Raw genomic sequence first — 16460 nt, forward strand, 5'->3', positions numbered from 1 at the left:
AAGGAACCGCCGTTTCCGCGCGGTTTCGTTCCGGTTCCTGGTCTTGTCGAACGAGGCGTGCAGGCCTGAGTCCTTTCGGTAAACAAATGTCCGACGTCGCCGCGCAGGCCTTTGGGGAGATCGTTACCGGTTTTGAGGAAAAACCGCATCGTGCGGAAAACGATATGTGCCGGATATCGGACAGAATGAAAGATCGCATCAATGCAAAAAATCATATTTTTATAACCGGACGGAACCATTCCCTCCGAAATTCCGCCGACGATACGCTCCGAATCTTCCGGACAAGCGAGAAAACAGAACGATATACGACTTGTGTTATGAGATCATACAGACGACCCCACAGGTACACCCCAACAATACTTTTCGTTTTTCTGTTCGGTTTCATGGTTCCTGCCGCTCCGGGGCAGGAGTCCGACTTGTCGTTTCTAAGTCATGAAAAACGGGCCGAAGAGATCGATTTCGTCATCCGGCAAATCGACTCGGTATATGTTTACGGCCGTCGGGGAATCGGCGACGATGAGTGGAACAGACGCCTCGGAATTATTCGAAGCAAGATAGACAGCGCCGAAAACTGGAACGAATATTACTACGCCTTACGTTATTTCGGGATGTTGATCGAGGATGGCCACTTTACTTTTCCTGATAGGGGATACTACAACCGGACGCGCATTTTTCAAAAAACGGACACACTTTTCCCGGTATGGGTCAAAGCCTGGAAAGACGGCACAGTCTATGCGCATCGGGACTATACCGGCCGCATACCCGAAAATGCGAAAATTCTCCGCGTAAACGGGCGGTCGGCGCAGGAGATGACTCTTATTCAGCGTTCTATTCCCTGCTGGGAAAAAGACGAACAGGTATATTATGGACCGGATGAATCGGATCCCAAGAGTTGGTATAATCTGATGAACTTTCTGTTTATGGAAGGTTTCAAGGCTCCGTATCGGGTGGAATACACCCTGCCGGGCAGCGAACGGGTCGATACGGCCGTTCTGGCCGGCATGACCCGCCAGGAACTCTATAAAGCTTATAAAAAACACAGACAACGAGTAAAAGGCGATAATGTCTGGAACCTGTTGTTCGGCGGCAAGACGATCACGACCCGGAAGATCAGAGACCGCAGCGCCGTGATGACGATCGACTATTTCTGGGGAGAGAACATGCTCGCCATGTTGTTCGCCCACAAGGACAAACGTTACCCGCGTAAGTTGAAAAAAGCGATGGCCTGGGTATCCCGCCATAAAATCGATACACTGATTCTCGACATCAGCAACAATTCGGGGGGCATGACCGACAATGTGTACCTGACATTGAACTACTTTACGAAAAAGACCGTCGATGCCAACCGCGCTTACCGGGTAAACGACGGAAACCGGGAAAAAATCAAAACCGTCATCCGAAATACGCCTTACGAAAAATTGTTCGGTCTGACTCCCGAACAGCACGAACGGATGGCGTCGTATGTGGACAGCATCGAGTCGGGCGAGTATTTCACGACCGATATGGTGTACGATGTACGCTTCCGGCCGGCTCCCGAACTGAAACACCGGTATCGCGGCAAGGTTTACCTGCTGACCAGCGAGGCTACCTATTCGGCGGCCCAGCTGTTCGCCCAGTATTTCAGGGAGTTGGGAATCGGTCTTACGGCGGGCAGACCCTGCGGAGGGTATGCGAGCATCAGCGGAGGGAATAGTCAATCGGTCGGATTGCCTTATGCCAGTCGCTTTGTCCTTTCCATACCTTATGCCAGCCTGCGCAACGATGTCCGCGCTCCGCGGTTCGAGTACGATTCCGTGGATATTCTGATTCCCCGCGAAGAATTTACCTGCGACGACTGGCTGGCCGGGAAGCGAGAGGAAAATTTGTCGGATCGGTTCATCGGGCAATTCCGCAGCGGTACGCTCCCCGTGGTGGAACCGGCTCCGCAGGAATGAGCGGAATTTCGCCGGGAGGAGTTTCCCTCTGTATGCGTCCTCGGTTGTATGCGCCTCGATTCTTGCGAATGAGCAGGCGGCATCTTACGCCTCATCGCACACTGCCCGAGCAGGCGGGCGGGGATTTGCGGACCCCGATTATATCCTTTGGTATATCTCTTTAGTTTTCATTGGAGTGTTTCTCGGCTCGCGCCGGACCCGCCGGGTCTTTTGTCTGGACTTGCACCGTCTCATCCCGTCCGGCGCAGAGCCGATAGAGGGAAATTACCCCCGAATAGGTTACCAAAATATAATCGGATTACGGAATACCGTAAATCCACGCCCGCTCCATCGCTAAGCCGCGACATTTATTGGATCCGGCTCAATACCGCTGTCGCACCTTTCGGCATATCCAGGCAAATCGCTCCGTCCTCCCCTTCGGACACGCCGACCCCTTTCGGAGCTTTCACCCGAAGCGAATCGGAGGGAATATCCGCATAGACCTCGCACGGCCCTCCGTACAGGCTCGTAATCCGTACTTCGCGCAGCAAACCGCCCTCGCGGCTGGCGCTCACCTCGCAGCCCCCCTGGGTCCTGAGTCTTTCGTAACGGATGTCCGGCCATGCGGCGGGAACGGCCGGCATCACCCGGATCTCCGTGCCGCGGCTCAGCAGCAACATCTCCGTAAACGACTTCAACACCGCCAGCGGCGTTTCGAAACAAGGCCCCGACTCGGCATACAGCGAATTGAACTTCGCGAATTTGCGGAAAAAAGTATTCAGGTAGCCGTACGCCCGGTCTCCCTCGCCCATCAGCGTGACCATCGAAGCCGCCCCGCTGTACGTATAACCGACATAATAACCGTTCCTGAAACCCAGCCAGTGGTTGATCGAACGGTTCGCCAGGTCGCGGTTGGCCGAATCGCCGAGCGAAAGGTTCTGTAACGGCGAGAACATCAGCAGGTGCGAGTAGTGCCGGTGGCCGCCGGTCAAATGCACCCCTTTGCCGATCAGCATCCCTTCCTCCGCATCCTGCGGGTACGGTACCAACCGCGACCGAATGCGTTCCCATTCCGGCAACAGACTGTCGCCGATACCGTATTGCCGGTCGATCTCCACCAGACGGTCGCAACCCCAGCGCAGCAGGGCCAGTTCGAAGTTGCAGTCTTCGGCGTCCGCATATTCCGGCGAATGGCTTTTCGGCAGATGCAGGTAGCCGTCCTCGCCTTCGAAGAGTTTCCACCGGTAATAATTGACCGCCAGCTTGAGCAACGGGAACAACCCTTCGCGCATCCGGGCGTCGTCCTGCGTGTACCGGCAGTACTCCCAATAGTAATAGAGCGTCCAGAGCAGCAATCCGTGTTCTTTGGTAACCGGGCTGATACAGTCGTAGGAGCTGGTGCGCCCGATGGCGATCGCCGGGTAGGGACACTCCTCGGGAACGTTCTTCATCAGATTCTCCACATGGTCGTCCAGCAGTTTGAGCAGCGGTTCCGACAACTCGCTGTGGCCGATCGCGCACATCGGCGAATAGGTCAGCTGGATGTTCAGGTTCCACCAGATCGCCGGCCACGGCGTGATCTTATGGAACCAGGGTCCCATCAGGTCGATCGGCCGTCCGTCGCTGCGTGTGGCCGACCCCAGCTTGTAGAGCTGCATCCAGAAAAACCGGTCGTACGTCTCTTCGCCCACCGAAACATAACTTTCGGAGTAGAAGCGGTGCCACCAGTCGCGGTGCATCCGCTCCGCTTTCTTCAGCGACGCGCTCCGCACCGCCTCGATGTCGCGCACGGCCTCTTTTTCGGTATCGGTGCGCTCCTGCGAATAGGCCACCGAGGCGATCAGCGCCTTTTTGTTTTTCCCGGCGTCGCAGACGGTCCAGACCGTCGTGTATTCGCCGCCTGCCGTCATCGGCTGTTTGCAAATCGTATATTCCCCCTCGGTATAGATTTTCGGGGCCGGGTTCGGTTCGTATTTGTCCAGCGCCGGGTCGCCGTAGTAGGGTTTCGGATAGGTGAAACGGGGGCTGGCCGACAGCTCCGGCACGAATGTGATCGCCGGCAACGAGTCGCCTTCCCACTCGATCACATAGGCATTGTGTTCGGCCGGTGTCCAGGTACGCCATTTCACGGGATTTTTGCCCGGCCGGCGGATCGTCCCTTCGACCCGCGCTCCGTAAAGGTCGATGGTCAGCGACGAGCTGCCGCCCTCCATCGGCAGCATGAACTTGCCGATCGGCAGCCGGCAACGGCTGTACAGATTGGTGTAAGGCTCCCCGTAGCGGTGGTCGTAAACGTCCGAACGGCCCAGTTCCCAGCAAAGCGTATCGCCGGGCTGTTTATAGACGGATGCTCCCAGCAGGCCGTTGCCGACGATACCGCTGCCGTAATAATCGTTGGTTACCGAATCGGTCGATACGGCGAACCGTTTCAGATCTTGTTCGTAACGGGCGGGCAGCACGCCGGCCGCCGCGCTTCCCGTACTCAGCAGGAGCAAGGCTCCCAGATATTTCAGTTTCATCATCTGTTTTCGGTTGCATTGAAAATTCATATGCATATGCTGCGGCCTGTCTTACCTGAGGACATCGCTAAACCGAAGGGGCGCCGATCGGCCCAGGACAGGAGAGCATATAAATCGAAGGTAACTATGATTCGGTTTTATTCCAAACGGGCGATCTCCTTTTTCCTCTCTGCCGGTTAATTGTACGGTTTATTTCGATATTTTCCCTCGGTCAGGCCGGAGCCACCCCCAGCGAACCGACGCAGTAGCCGAGAGTCATCGGGCTCGCACGAATGGCCGAGGCACAAGGAGGGAAACGAGCGAAGCGAAGTTAACGGCTGTAACTCGCAAAGCTCGTTTTGTCCTCGCTGGCTCCGGCCTTGAATCCGCAAATTAAAAGTACGGTTAAATGGTCGAGACATAATTTGCGACCTTCAGGTCGCGCAGGTCACAGCTTCCCGCAGCGGAGTCCGGCCCGCCTGCTGACGCGGAAACTTATTTTTAACCCTACTTTTATAACTTGCAGGTTCAGGCTCTTCGCCGGGACGGACTGGCCGCTACACCCTACAACCGGAAAGAGCGGTTCCTGGAGAGTCTGTTTCGGCTCGGTGCCGGACGGCGAAAAACCGTCCGACACCGAACCGGGGACACAAGCGGGATAAAATGGGAGGTAGGTACCTCCGGTTATTGCCCGCCCCCCTGTTGCGAGGAGCCGCCGGCCTTCACGTCATCGTTCCGGATACCCCGGCGGGCCTTTTTCACCTGTGCCTGAGTCTTTCCGAAGCGCCAGGTCAGATTGATGCGGAAACTGCGGTACGGATTGTCGCTCCGGCCCCATTGGGCATATTCCGGACTGAACCCTGTATATTTATAGATATGGCGGCTTTGGAACGGATTGCTGGCCGAGAGGCTCAATTGCAGCTTCTTATCCAGAAAACCGTGCGAAATACCGATCGAGTGGTAACCGCCCATCGAACCCTGGCTCTGCAACCCCGTGTAGCCGCTCCAGATGCCGCCGCTGACGTAGACATTGCCGTTTTTCCATGGCTGAGCGTTGATGTTCAGCATGCCGTAGTGGTTCCACCCGTGGTTTTCCATTCCCGTGCCGTTGCCTGCGTCGTATTTGTTGTAGCCGCTTCCGGCATTGAGGCTGAAAATCAGCTTGTTTTCCAACAGGCGCAGCGATCCGTAGAACGAGACGCCGTAATACTGCCGGCTGCCGATATTGTCGTAAGTGCTGTACAAGGCTCCCGAAGGCAACGTTGTGGTGAGTTGTTCGATGGCGTTGTCGGTCAGGCTGGCGCTCAAACTCAGACTGACGTTGAATATCTTGCCGAAATTGCTGTAACTGAGGTTGAAACTATGGCCGACTTCCGATTTCAGATTCGGATTCCCGGTGGAAATGTGGTTCGGGTCGAGGTCATTGACATACGGGTTCAGGTACCAGATCCCCGGCCGTGAAAGTCTCTGGGTATAGCCCAGTCGGAGCGTTTGCTGCTGGGTAGGCTGCCAACCGAAGGTCACGTAGGGAATCAGGTCGAAATACCGGTTGTCGAGTTTGTGGTCGCCGTCCTGAAGGCGGAAAGTACCGTCGTTGATGGTGTATTCGGCCCTCGCGCCCAGTTTGAAGCTGAACTTGGACAGTTTCAGCAGGTAGCTGGCGTAAGCCGCGGCGATGTGCTGCCGATAGTCGAGCGCATTGCGGCGGTTTTCCTCTTTCACCCATTCGCCGCCCGGATCGCGGCGGAACGTTTCCGGGTCGCTGGAGTTCGGGCGCAGGATGTACTTCAGCCCCGCTTCGATCTGGTGTTTGGAGGTGATCGGGTCGAAGTAGTCGGCCTGGAAGGTGTGTTCGTAACCCGTCGCGCGGTTTTCCGAACGCTGGTCGTAAGTGGGGTAGTTCAGCAGCCCTTCGATCGAGCGGTCGTACCGGCTGTTGTTGGGGGCGTAGTCGAATTTGTAGGAAGCCGTGAAAGTCCGGTCGGGTTTGAGGAACGTGCGCTGGTAATCGATGTTGCCCGATACCGATCCGTAATCTCCGTGCGAGGTCGAACGGGTCCGGTAACTTTCCGTCGGGGTTCTGAAACGGTCGAAAGTTTCGTCCATACGGTCTCCTTTCGATTCGTAACCTCCCAGATAGCCGTTCAGCGACATCGAGATCAGGTTGAACGTGTCGATTTCGTAGCCCGCTTCGAACGAGAACCCGTTGCCCTGCCCGCTGCTCTTCGAAGACGAATTGTAGTCGAGGTAGTGGGCCTGGTCGATGTTGAAATTTTCGGTACTCCCGTAGGCCGTGGCCTCCGGCGAACGGAAATAGTTCCCGAAATAGTTGGCCGACAGGCTGAATTTGCCCATCGCCGCCGCGATGTAGGCGTTGCCGTTGATCCCGCCCCAGGTGTCTGTGCCCAGTCCGAGGCTGCCGTTGAAGCCGTCCAGCGTTTTGCGGTTGGTGACGATGTTGATGATCCCTCCGATTCCCTCGGCGTCGTATTTCGCCGGCGGGTCGGTAATGACTTCGATGCTTTTGATCGAACCGGCGGGCATCGATTTGAGCACCTCTTTGTAGTTCCGGGATATCAGGGTCGAGGTCTTGCCGTTCACCAGTATCTTGAAATTGGTCTGCCCTTTGAGTTGCAGGTTGTCGTCGCCGTCCACGGTCAGCATCGGCACTTTGCGCATCATTTCGAGAGCCGTAAGGGTCGGTGTTTCCGGGTCTGAAGTCGCGTTGTAGGTGATTTTGTCGATGTCGGCTGTCACCAGCGGCCGCTGGGCCGTGACGGTCACCTCTTCGGCCGTCAGGCCCGGTTCGAGCAGCGTCTCGCCCAGCTGCAATGTCGGGACGCTGTCGCTCAGGACGATGGCGCGGTCGGCGGCCGTGTAACCGGTGAAACTGAGGTGCAGGGTGTAGCGGCCGGCGGTCTTGACGGCGAGGGTGAAGCTCCCTTTCGCGTCGGTTACGACGGCCGTTACGGGCATAGCGGCGGTGTCGGCTGTCAGCGAGGCGGTGGCGAAAGAGACCGGTTTGCGGGTCGAAGCGTCGATGACCGTACCGCTGACGGTGTATCGGGCGGTTTCCGAGGCGGCGGTCTGCGTCCGGGGCTGCACGGTCTGGGCCGTACCGGTCTGCGGGACGCCTGCCAGGAACCATAGCGCCGTTACGATCGTTACTGCTTGTTTCATAGGGTGGTTCGGGTTTGGGTTTTATGTGTATTACATTACTATTACACTGCAAATGTAAACCATTATTCCGGATTTGCAAACGTTGCCGGTTCGGGCGCATAGGATCGGGCAACTGTATCCGGTTTCGCCCGGTATCGTATCCGTGTCCGGTTCTGCGGTACCCTGCGCGTCTGCCGCAAAAGACGCGATTCGTCCGATTTGTGGAACATAACGTAAGTAAATATAGGGACTATTTTTTTAGTTTTATTAAGGGTTGCTCTTTTTTGTTATCTTTGGCTGCATTAGTCGTAAAAACATGGGCAGGGTCAAGATACTGAAGGCGTCGGCCGGGTCGGGAAAGACTTACCGGCTGGCTTACGAATACATCAAGGGGGTGGTGCGCGACCCGTCGTTGTACCGGGAGACGCTGGCGGTCACTTTCACCAACAAGGCGACCGAACAGATGAAACGGCGCATCGTCGGCAGCCTGCATGCCCTGGCCTCGGCTCCCGAGACGGAACCGGAAGGCGGCGACAACGTAACCTATCTGGACGACCTGATCCGCGAGACGGGACTTTCCCGGAGCCTGATCGTGCGCCATGCGGGACAGGCCCGGACATTGATCCTGCACGACTATTCGCGGTTCGCGGTATCGACGATCGACAAATTTTTCCAGCGGGTGGCGAGGGCCTTTTTCCGCGAACTGGGGCTGGATTTCGATTATACGGTGGAGATCGACCGCGACTGGGTGCTGGGGGCGGCCGTGGACCGGCTGCTGGAGCTGACGGCGTCGGACCAGGCGCTGCGCGGTGCGGTGGACCGTTTGCTGGAGGAGCGTGCCGGGCAGGGCAAGGGCTGGGATATACGTCCGGACATCGTCCGCATCGGCGGGGAGCTGTTCAGGGAGAGCTATGTGCCGAACCCGAACGGAGCGGAGCGGATATCGGAAATTTTCGACGGGATCGTACGGGACCTTTCGGCCCGGTTCGCAGGAGTGAAACGGGCTGCACAGCGGGGGATGGAGGTGATTGCGGCGGCGGGGCTGTCGCTCGACGATTTTCCGTATAAAAAACAGAGTTTCGCGGGATACCTCGCTGGTCTGGCGGAGGCGGAGGCCCCGAAAGCGTACGGGGCGCGGTTCCTCCAGGCGACCGAAAGCGCGGAGGCGTGGACGACCGGGAAGTCGCCGGTGCGCGACCGTATCCTTGCCCTGGAACCGGAGTTGATGCCCCTGCTGCGCGAAGTGCGGGAAGGCATCGACGCGCTGGTGAAGGATTACAATTCCTGTGGGCTGGTCGGTGAGAATCTGGGGCGGAGCCTGCTGCTGGCCTGGTTGGACAGGGAGGTGAAAGCCGTGTCGGCGGAGCGAAATCTGGTGATGATCCACGAGACGGCGGCCCTGATCCACCGGCTGGTGACCGGCAACGACGCGCCGTTCATTTACGAGAAGGTGGGGAATGCCTATTCGCGGTATATGATCGATGAATTTCAGGACACTTCGGAAAAGCAATGGCAGAATTTCGTGCCGCTGCTGGACAATGCGCTGGCGGAGAACGACGGCGAGCCGGTGATGCTGATCGGCGACGTGAAACAGTCGATCTACCGCTGGCGGGGCGGGAACTGGCGTATCTTGGGTTACGAGGCGGAGGAGCATTTCGCCGGGGCGTTGGCCGAGGCCGCGCCGATGGATACCAACTGGCGGAGCGAACGGAATGTCATCGACTTCAACAATGCCCTGATGCGGCGGGCGGTGGAGCGCGATGCGGACGAACTGGCCGTTTTTCTGGAACCGGCTCCTGCGGCCCTGCGGCCGCTGGCGGAGATCCTGCGGCACTCTTACGAAGGATTCGAACAGAAAGCCGCTCCGGGCAAGATGAAGCGCGAGGCCGAAGGGTATGTGGAGGTGATTCCCGCTCTGCGGGAGCAGATCGAGGGTCTCATGACGCAGCGGGTGGCGGATTTGTTGGCGCGGGGGTACGCTTTGCGCGACATAGCGGTGCTGGTACGGTCGAACGGCGAAGCGCGGCGGGCGGCGGACGCCTTGCTGGAGGCGGGATACGCGATTGTCAGTCAGGAGGCCCTGTTGCTCGCCGGTTCGCCGGTGGTGGGCTTCGTGATGGCGGTTTTCTCGCTGGCCGATTCGCCGCAGGATTCGGTGGCGCGGGCGCAGTACAATGCTTTTCTGGGGCGTCCCTACGGTCGGGAGTTGCCGGCTTCGGAACGGGACTTCATAGCCGGATTGCTGCGCAGCGCGCTGGCCGAGAGTTTCGAACGGATTCTGGCGCGTTACGGGCTGAACGGGCGGCAGGACGCGGTCTCGTATCTCCAGGCGCTTTATCAGGTCATTATTTCGTACAGCAGGCAGGCGGTTTCGGACATTCCGCTGCTGTTGGAATGGTGGCGCGAAAACGGCGGAAAGAAGACCGTCTATCTGCCGTCGGAACAGGACGCCGTCACGATCATGACGGTACACAAGGCCAAAGGGTTGGAGTTCCCGTGCGTGCTGATCCCGTTTTGCGACTGGGAGCTGCTGCCCAAATCGACCGGAGGGGGAACGACTCTCTGGGCCGAGGCGCGGGGCGACGGGGCGGGAAGGTTCCCGGAGCTGGGACCGGTGCCGGTGGGGTATAAGAAGTTGATGGCGGATTCGCATTTCGCGGCGGATTACTACCGGGAGAGCGTCTATGCCCATGTGGACAACCTGAATCTGCTCTATGTGGCGCTGACGCGGGCCGAGCGGGAGTTGTACGTGATGTACGACACCACGCGCAGCGGGGTGCGGGTCTCGAAACTGATCGACGCGGTACTGCCGGATTTCGGCGGGCTGGAGGAGTACGAATATGCGTCGGCGGACGGCGGTACGGGAAAATATTATGCTTTCGGTGCGAAAAGCGAGGCTCCGGGGCGGGAAGCGCGGCGGGCGGCGGAGGGGACGGAGTGGCAGATCGTATTGAAAAACTTTCCTTCGCACGACGCTGCGCAGCGGGTGCGGGCGCGTTGGTTGTCCGACCGGTATTTCGGTCAGGACCGGGAGGCGGTTTCGCCTCGCCGTTACGGGGTGCTGATGCACCGGTTGTTCGAATTGGCCGGGTCGCCGGACGAACTGGACGGCACGCTGGCGAAGATGCGGGCGGCGGGGGACGTGACCTCCGATGCGGAGGAGGCGCTGCTCAGGCGGCGGGCGGCGGAGGCCTGGAGCGATCCGGTGGTGGCCCGGTGGTTCTCGCCGGAATGGGAGGTGGTGCACAGCGAACGGGACATTATCGCGGGCGGCGGGGTGCGGCGTCCCGACCGGGTGATGACCGACGGAAAGAAGCGGGCGGTGGTGGTGGATTACAAGTTCGGGGCTTTGCGCCGGGCGGGCTATCAGGCGCAGGTGTGCGAATATATGGAGTTGCTCCGGGAGATGGGCTACGAGCGGGTGGAGGGGTATCTCTGGTTCGTAGAGCTGGGCGAGGTGGAACGGGTGGCGTTTCCGTAGGGGCGGATCGAACGGGACGGCCGCAGCGGCAAAACGTTCCAAGGTGTCGCGTCGGGAAGTGCAAAGCCGATCATTACGGTATTTAACCGTATGATTAACCGGCAAGAACAAGAAGGTTACTTGCGACCTTCAGGTCGCGCGGGCCGCAGCCTCCCGCAGCGGAGGCCCGCTCGCTCGCAAAGCTCGTTCACGGTTTCCGCAGGCTGCGCCCCATTCAAAGAAACGTACGATTTTATGTAAAGTTCTCCCGATGTCAGCCCTTCGCCGGGGGTGGCTCCGGCCTGACCGAGGGAGAATATCGCAATAAACTGTACGGTTCACAGTATGTTTCTGCGCAATGGAGACGCGCCGCCGCCCGCCTGAAAATAATCCTCTGCCCCAGCGACTACCGGCAACGGAGGCGATACCCTGAACAAAGAACCGTTGCTTACTCTTCCCGCAAGCTCCGTCCACGAATCCCGTCAATCGAACGACTGCATTCCCATCCGCGAGATCTCCTTCAGTTTCCTCATACGCGGCATATCCAGCTCCATGAAGAAATAACCGGTCGGATCGACCGCTTTGCCCCGGTAACGCACCTCATAGTGCAGATGCGGCGCGAACGAAAGGCCCGAATTTCCAGAAAAGGCGATGATGTCGCCCCGGCTCACCCGCCGCCCCGGCTGCGCCACCACCTTATCCAGATGGGAATAGACCGTTTCATAACCGTTCCCATGATCGATCACCAGACTCAGTCCCGACGTCTGGCCCCGCGTCTGCAAACTGCGCACCGTACCGTCCGCCGTAGCGAACACCGCCGTGCCCGTCGGCACCGAATAATCCACCCCGTCGTGTTGCGTCATGGTTTTGAAAAACGGATGCACCCGCTCCCCGAACGAAGCCGTCAGCAGCGTCAGCTGCCGGTTGTCCACCGGCTGTATCGCCGGAATGGACAGCACTGCGCGGACATCTTTCGCCACGCGCTCCTGCATCCGCCCGCTCATCGCCCCATAGTTCGACACCTGCTGGTACAACAGCCCCAAATGTTCGTCGAACCAGGTACCCAGTTCCAGGTTGGTCATCTCCTCCAGACGGCTCCGCACCGCCAGCCGCCGCTGACGGTCTTCGTCGCCCGCCACCGCCGGTTCCGCCTCGAAAAGCATTTTGTAAACGCTCCTGTCGCGTTCCGACACATTGTCGAGCACCTGTTGCAACGTATCGTAACGACGTTCCAGTTCGCGGTATTCCGCCTCGATCCGGTCGGTGCTTTTTTTCAGCTCGTACTCGATCGGCGTGTCGAAAAAGACCGAAAAAACGGCGAAATAAAGCACCGCCACCGCTATCCCGCTGAAAAAGCGGAACGTCCACTTCACCAGCCTCGGATAACGGCGTACGCCCCCGTCCGTATGTTCCCCGCGCTTATTCATCCATTTCGTATGTAGTGGCCTTCGCCGATTCGGTAATGGCCCTGAATTCCTCTTCGCTCATATCGCGGCTGATATAATTGATCGGATTGACCGGCCGGCCCCGGTAAATCACCTCGTAATGCAGGTGCGGCCCCGTGGAACGACCCGTGCTTCCCACTTCGCCGATCAGTTCGCCCCGTTTGACCAGCTGTCCCGGCCTGACCAGGCTTTTGCTCAGGTGGGCATACCGCGTACGGTAGCCGAAGCCGTGGTCGATCACGATCTGTATTCCGTATCCGGACTGCGGTTTCTGGTCGGCCACCAGCCCCGTGCCCGTCGCATATACCGGCGTGCCGGTCGGGGCGCCGAGGTCGATTCCCTCATGACCGATATACCGTTTCAGGATCGGATGCAGCCGCATGCCGAACGCCCCGATATTCCCGCGCAGTTTTTTCCGGTCGAGCGGCATGATCGCCGGAACCACTTCCGCCATCAGGTCCTTGTCCACCGCCAGTTTTTCGATTTCGTCATAAGAGAGCGACTGCAGGTAAAGCTGCCGCGCGAAAGCGTCCATTTTTTCCCACACCTGCGTCATCAGCGGCGCATAACGCCCGTACCCGACCGAAGCGTATTTCTCCGGCGAATAAGGCGTGTAAACGCCCGGCACGTCGAGCGTATCGGCCGAAAATATCGCCCGGTAGACCGCATGGTCGCGTTCGCGCAGTTCGGCCAGCCGGGCGAGCGACGCATCGACACGCTGTTCGAGCAACTGGTAATCGCGCACGATCGCCTCGTTCTGTTCCCGCAGGCGGTGCATCTTGGGCGTATAGAAAAAATAGGAAAAAACGAAATTGACTACCGACGCGGCGATGAAAACCGCCAGCACCATCCGCACGAACCGGAAAAGCCACTGGCGCATGGGCAGCACGAACCGCTCCCGGAAGAAGTGGTAAAGCGTGTAGTATGACGATGACTGCGGCGAATCCATACGCGTCGGTGCAGGGTGTTTCAATCCGACAAAATTAACAATTTTCGGCGATTCTTTTTCGACTCGCTTCGCCCCCCTGTTCCAGAGAGAATGACGACCGGGGCGTCCGGCGGCACAGCGGAGCCGGCCGGGAAAGGTGCGCGTCTGAATACATCCGGCATATCCATGTATTCGAATCGGGAAAGACAAAACATATGTGTCTTCACTCTATTGCGGTTTTACATACGCGATTGATTTCCGGTTTATTCCGGGCCGGCCTCACTCCCCGGAGCGGCTCTGCCGCCCGGATGCGGGGCGTTCGGGGAGTTCATTGTCCGGCTTTGGGCAAAAGTCGTATATACTTACCCGAAAAATATCGTAATTTTGCAACTTCACATAACGAACGTAAATAAAGGCAAAACCCTATATGAACTCCAACGAAATCCGACAGATTTTCCTCGATTTTTTCCGCGAGAAACAGCACCAGATCGTCCCCTCGGCGCCGATGGTCGTCAAAAACGACCCCACGCTGATGTTCACCAACGCCGGGATGAACCAGTTCAAAGATATTTTCCTGGGCAATCAGCCCGCTCGGTGGCCCCGGGCGGCCGACACGCAGAAATGCCTGCGCGTGAGCGGCAAGCACAACGACCTCGAAGAGGTGGGGCACGACACTTACCACCATACGATGTTCGAGATGCTCGGCAACTGGAGCTTCGGAGATTATTTCAAAAAAGAGGCCATCGCCTGGGCGTGGGAGCTGCTGACCGAGCGGTACAAGCTGCCGACCGACCGCCTCTACGCCACCGTCTTCGAAGGGGCGCCGGACGAAGGGGTGCCGTTCGATCAGGAGGCATACGATTTCTGGGCCGAGAGGCTGCCCGAGAGCCATATCCTGAAAGGCAATAAAAAAGACAATTTTTGGGAGATGGGCGACACCGGCCCCTGCGGTCCCTGCTCGGAGATCCATTTCGACCTGCGCGACGACGCCGAACGCGCTGCGACGGACGGCGCGAGCCTCGTCAATAAAGACCACCCGCAGGTGATCGAAATCTGGAACCTCGTCTTCATGCAGTTCAACCGCCGGGCCAACGGTTCGTTAGAGCCGCTGCCCGCCCGGCACGTCGATACCGGGATGGGTTTCGAACGCCTCTGTATGGTGATCCAGGGCAAAAAATCGAATTACGACACCGACGTGTTCCAGCCGCTTTTGCAGAAAATCGCGGGGATGGCCTCCGTCGCTTACGGAACCGATCCGAAAAAGGATATCGCCATGCGCGTCATCGCCGACCACCTGCGGGCCATCGCCTTCTCCATAGCCGACGGCCAGCTGCCCGGCAACGTGAAAGCGGGCTACGTCATCCGCCGTATTCTGCGCCGCGCCGTTCGGTACGGCTATACCTACCTCGGCTTCATCGAACCGTTCATCTGCCGCCTGGTGCCGACGCTCGTGGAACAGATGGGCGGCCAGTTCCCCGAGATCAAAGCCCAGCAGCAACTCATCGAAAAAGTGATCGCCGAAGAAGAAAGTTCGTTCCTGCGAACGCTCGCTACGGGGATCAACCTGCTCGACAGCATCATTCGGAAACTCCCCGAAGGGCGTAAAATCATCGGCGGAAGCGACGCCTTCACCCTGTACGACACCTTCGGTTTCCCGATCGACCTGACGCAGCTGATCGCTTCGGAACAGGGCGTGGAAGTCGATATCGCCGGTTTCGAAAAAGAACTGGAAGCGCAGAAAAACCGCTCGCGCAACGCCTCGGCCGTAGAGACCGACGACTGGGTGGAAGTGCTCCCCGTCGAACAGTCGGAATTCGTGGGGTACGACCACTCCTCCTACCCGGACGTCCGCATCGCCCGCTACCGCCGTGTGACTTCGAAAGGGAAGACGCACTATCAGATCGTGCTGGACAAGACCCCCTTCTACGGAAACATGGGCGGACAGGTCGGCGATACCGGCTATCTGATCGCACCGGACGGCGAAAAAACCGTCATCACCGACACCCAAAAGGAGAACAATCTCACGATACACATCGCCTCTTCGCTCCCGTCGGACGTGCGGGCCGGATTCGAAGCCGTGGTGAACACCGAACGGCGCATGGCGTCGGCGGCCAACCACACGGCGACCCACCTGATGCACCATGCCCTGCGCGAAGTGCTGGGCACGCATGTGGAACAGAAAGGTTCGCTCGTGACGCCGGACTACCTGCGCTTCGACTTCTCGCATTTCCAGAAAGTGACCGACGAGGAGCTTCGGCAGGTAGAACGCAAGGTCAATGCGGCGATCCGGGCCAATTTCGTGCTCGAGGAAAACCGCCGCTGCACGATGGATCAGGCCCGCGAGATGGGCGCCATGATGCTCTTCGGCGAAAAATACGGCGACACGGTGCGCGTGGTGAAATACGGAAATTCCGTGGAGCTTTGCGGAGGGCTGCATGTCCCCGCTACGGGAAATATCGGCCTGTTCCGTATCACCTCCGAAGGATCGAGCGCGGCCGGCATCCGCCGGATCGAGGCCGTAACGGCCGGCGCGGCCGAAGAACTCAGCTATATGCAGGACGACGCCTTCAGGGAGCTGGGCAAAACCCTGGGGACGAAACAGGTGATAACGGCGATCCGCAAAATGACGGAAGAGAATGCCGAAATGGCTAAACAGATGGCCCAGATCCGCCAGGCCCGCGACGGTTTCCTGGCTGAAAAACTGATGGATTTCGCCGAACCCGTCGGCGACTACCGCCTGATTTCGCGCCTGCTGGACATCGTTCCCGATTCGGTCAAAAGCGTTGCGTTCGACCTGCGGAGCCGCATCGAAAATACGGCCATCGTATTCGGCAGCAATTTCGGCGGGAAACCGACCCTGACCGTGGCGCTGAGCGATTCGGCCGTCGCTTTGGGCCTCAACGCGGGGGTCATCGTGCGCGAAGCGGCCCGCCACATCCAGGGCGGCGGCGGCGGACAGCCCCATTACGCCACGGCCGGCGGCAAGAACAGCGCTGGTCTCGAAGCGGCGATGAATGCGGCGGTAGAGATCATCAAAGCTAAACTGCAAGCCTGACG

Annotated in this window: 7 protein-coding genes; 3 read left to right on the forward strand and 4 right to left on the reverse strand. The window is 58.7% G+C overall.

The features are described 5' to 3' along the window. Positions 1–317: 317 nt before the first annotated feature. Entirely contained in the window at positions 318–1934 is a 1617-nt protein-coding gene (locus tag RIKMI_RS0109380) for a S41 family peptidase (RefSeq protein ID WP_169715516.1), read from the forward strand. 347 nt (positions 1935–2281) lie between these two features. On the opposite strand, the gene RIKMI_RS0109385 is transcribed toward RIKMI_RS0109380, so the two are convergent. Further along, positions 2282–4435, reverse strand: a complete 2154-nt coding sequence (locus tag RIKMI_RS0109385; RefSeq protein ID WP_027291398.1) for a glycosyl hydrolase family 95 catalytic domain-containing protein — start codon at positions 4433–4435, stop codon at positions 2282–2284. A 660-nt stretch (positions 4436–5095) separates the two neighbouring features. Next, on the reverse strand, positions 5096–7591 hold the full coding sequence (locus tag RIKMI_RS0109390) for a TonB-dependent receptor (protein ID WP_027291399.1): 2496 nt from the start codon (positions 7589–7591) through the stop codon (positions 5096–5098). Positions 7592–7886: 295 nt separating this feature from the next. Between RIKMI_RS0109390 and RIKMI_RS0109395 the strand changes: the two genes are divergently transcribed. Next, positions 7887–11051 (forward strand): UvrD-helicase domain-containing protein, encoded by a 3165-nt coding sequence (locus tag RIKMI_RS0109395; RefSeq protein ID WP_027291400.1) that lies wholly within the window; start codon positions 7887–7889, stop codon positions 11049–11051. A gap of 461 nt (positions 11052–11512) precedes the next feature. Here the strand turns inward: RIKMI_RS0109395 and RIKMI_RS13700 are convergent, their stop codons facing one another. Together RIKMI_RS13700 and RIKMI_RS13705 are read right to left on the reverse strand one after the other, a co-directional pair. After that, positions 11513–12457 (reverse strand): M23 family metallopeptidase, encoded by a 945-nt coding sequence (locus RIKMI_RS13700; protein WP_051214475.1) that lies wholly within the window; start codon positions 12455–12457, stop codon positions 11513–11515. After that, positions 12450–13424, reverse strand: a complete 975-nt coding sequence (locus tag RIKMI_RS13705) for a M23 family metallopeptidase (protein WP_037291793.1) — start codon at positions 13422–13424, stop codon at positions 12450–12452. Before RIKMI_RS13705 ends, RIKMI_RS13700 begins: the two co-directional genes overlap by 8 nt. 406 nt (positions 13425–13830) lie before the next feature. Between RIKMI_RS13705 and alaS the strand changes: the two genes are divergently transcribed. Then, positions 13831–16458, forward strand: coding sequence for an alanine--tRNA ligase (gene alaS, locus RIKMI_RS0109410; RefSeq protein WP_027291401.1), 2628 nt, complete (start codon positions 13831–13833; stop codon positions 16456–16458). Positions 16459–16460 lie beyond the last annotated feature (2 nt).

The sequence above is a fragment of the Rikenella microfusus DSM 15922 genome (assembly GCF_000427365.1).
GTDB lineage: Bacteria > Bacteroidota > Bacteroidia > Bacteroidales > Rikenellaceae > Rikenella > Rikenella microfusus.

What these genes read in the sequence shown, in the direction of transcription:
- RIKMI_RS0109380 (WP_169715516.1), top strand. Translation starts at nt 318, where the DNA reads ATGAGATCATACAGACGACCCCACAGGTACACCCCAACAATACTTTTC.
- RIKMI_RS0109385 (WP_027291398.1), bottom strand. Translation starts at nt 4,435, where the DNA reads ATGATGAAACTGAAATATCTGGGAGCCTTGCTCCTGCTGAGTACGGGA.
- RIKMI_RS0109390 (WP_027291399.1), bottom strand. Translation starts at nt 7,591, where the DNA reads ATGAAACAAGCAGTAACGATCGTAACGGCGCTATGGTTCCTGGCAGGC.
- RIKMI_RS0109395 (WP_027291400.1), top strand. Translation starts at nt 7,887, where the DNA reads ATGGGCAGGGTCAAGATACTGAAGGCGTCGGCCGGGTCGGGAAAGACT.
- RIKMI_RS13700 (WP_051214475.1), bottom strand. Translation starts at nt 12,457, where the DNA reads ATGAATAAGCGCGGGGAACATACGGACGGGGGCGTACGCCGTTATCCG.
- RIKMI_RS13705 (WP_037291793.1), bottom strand. Translation starts at nt 13,424, where the DNA reads ATGGATTCGCCGCAGTCATCGTCATACTACACGCTTTACCACTTCTTC.
- alaS (WP_027291401.1), top strand. Translation starts at nt 13,831, where the DNA reads ATGAACTCCAACGAAATCCGACAGATTTTCCTCGATTTTTTCCGCGAG.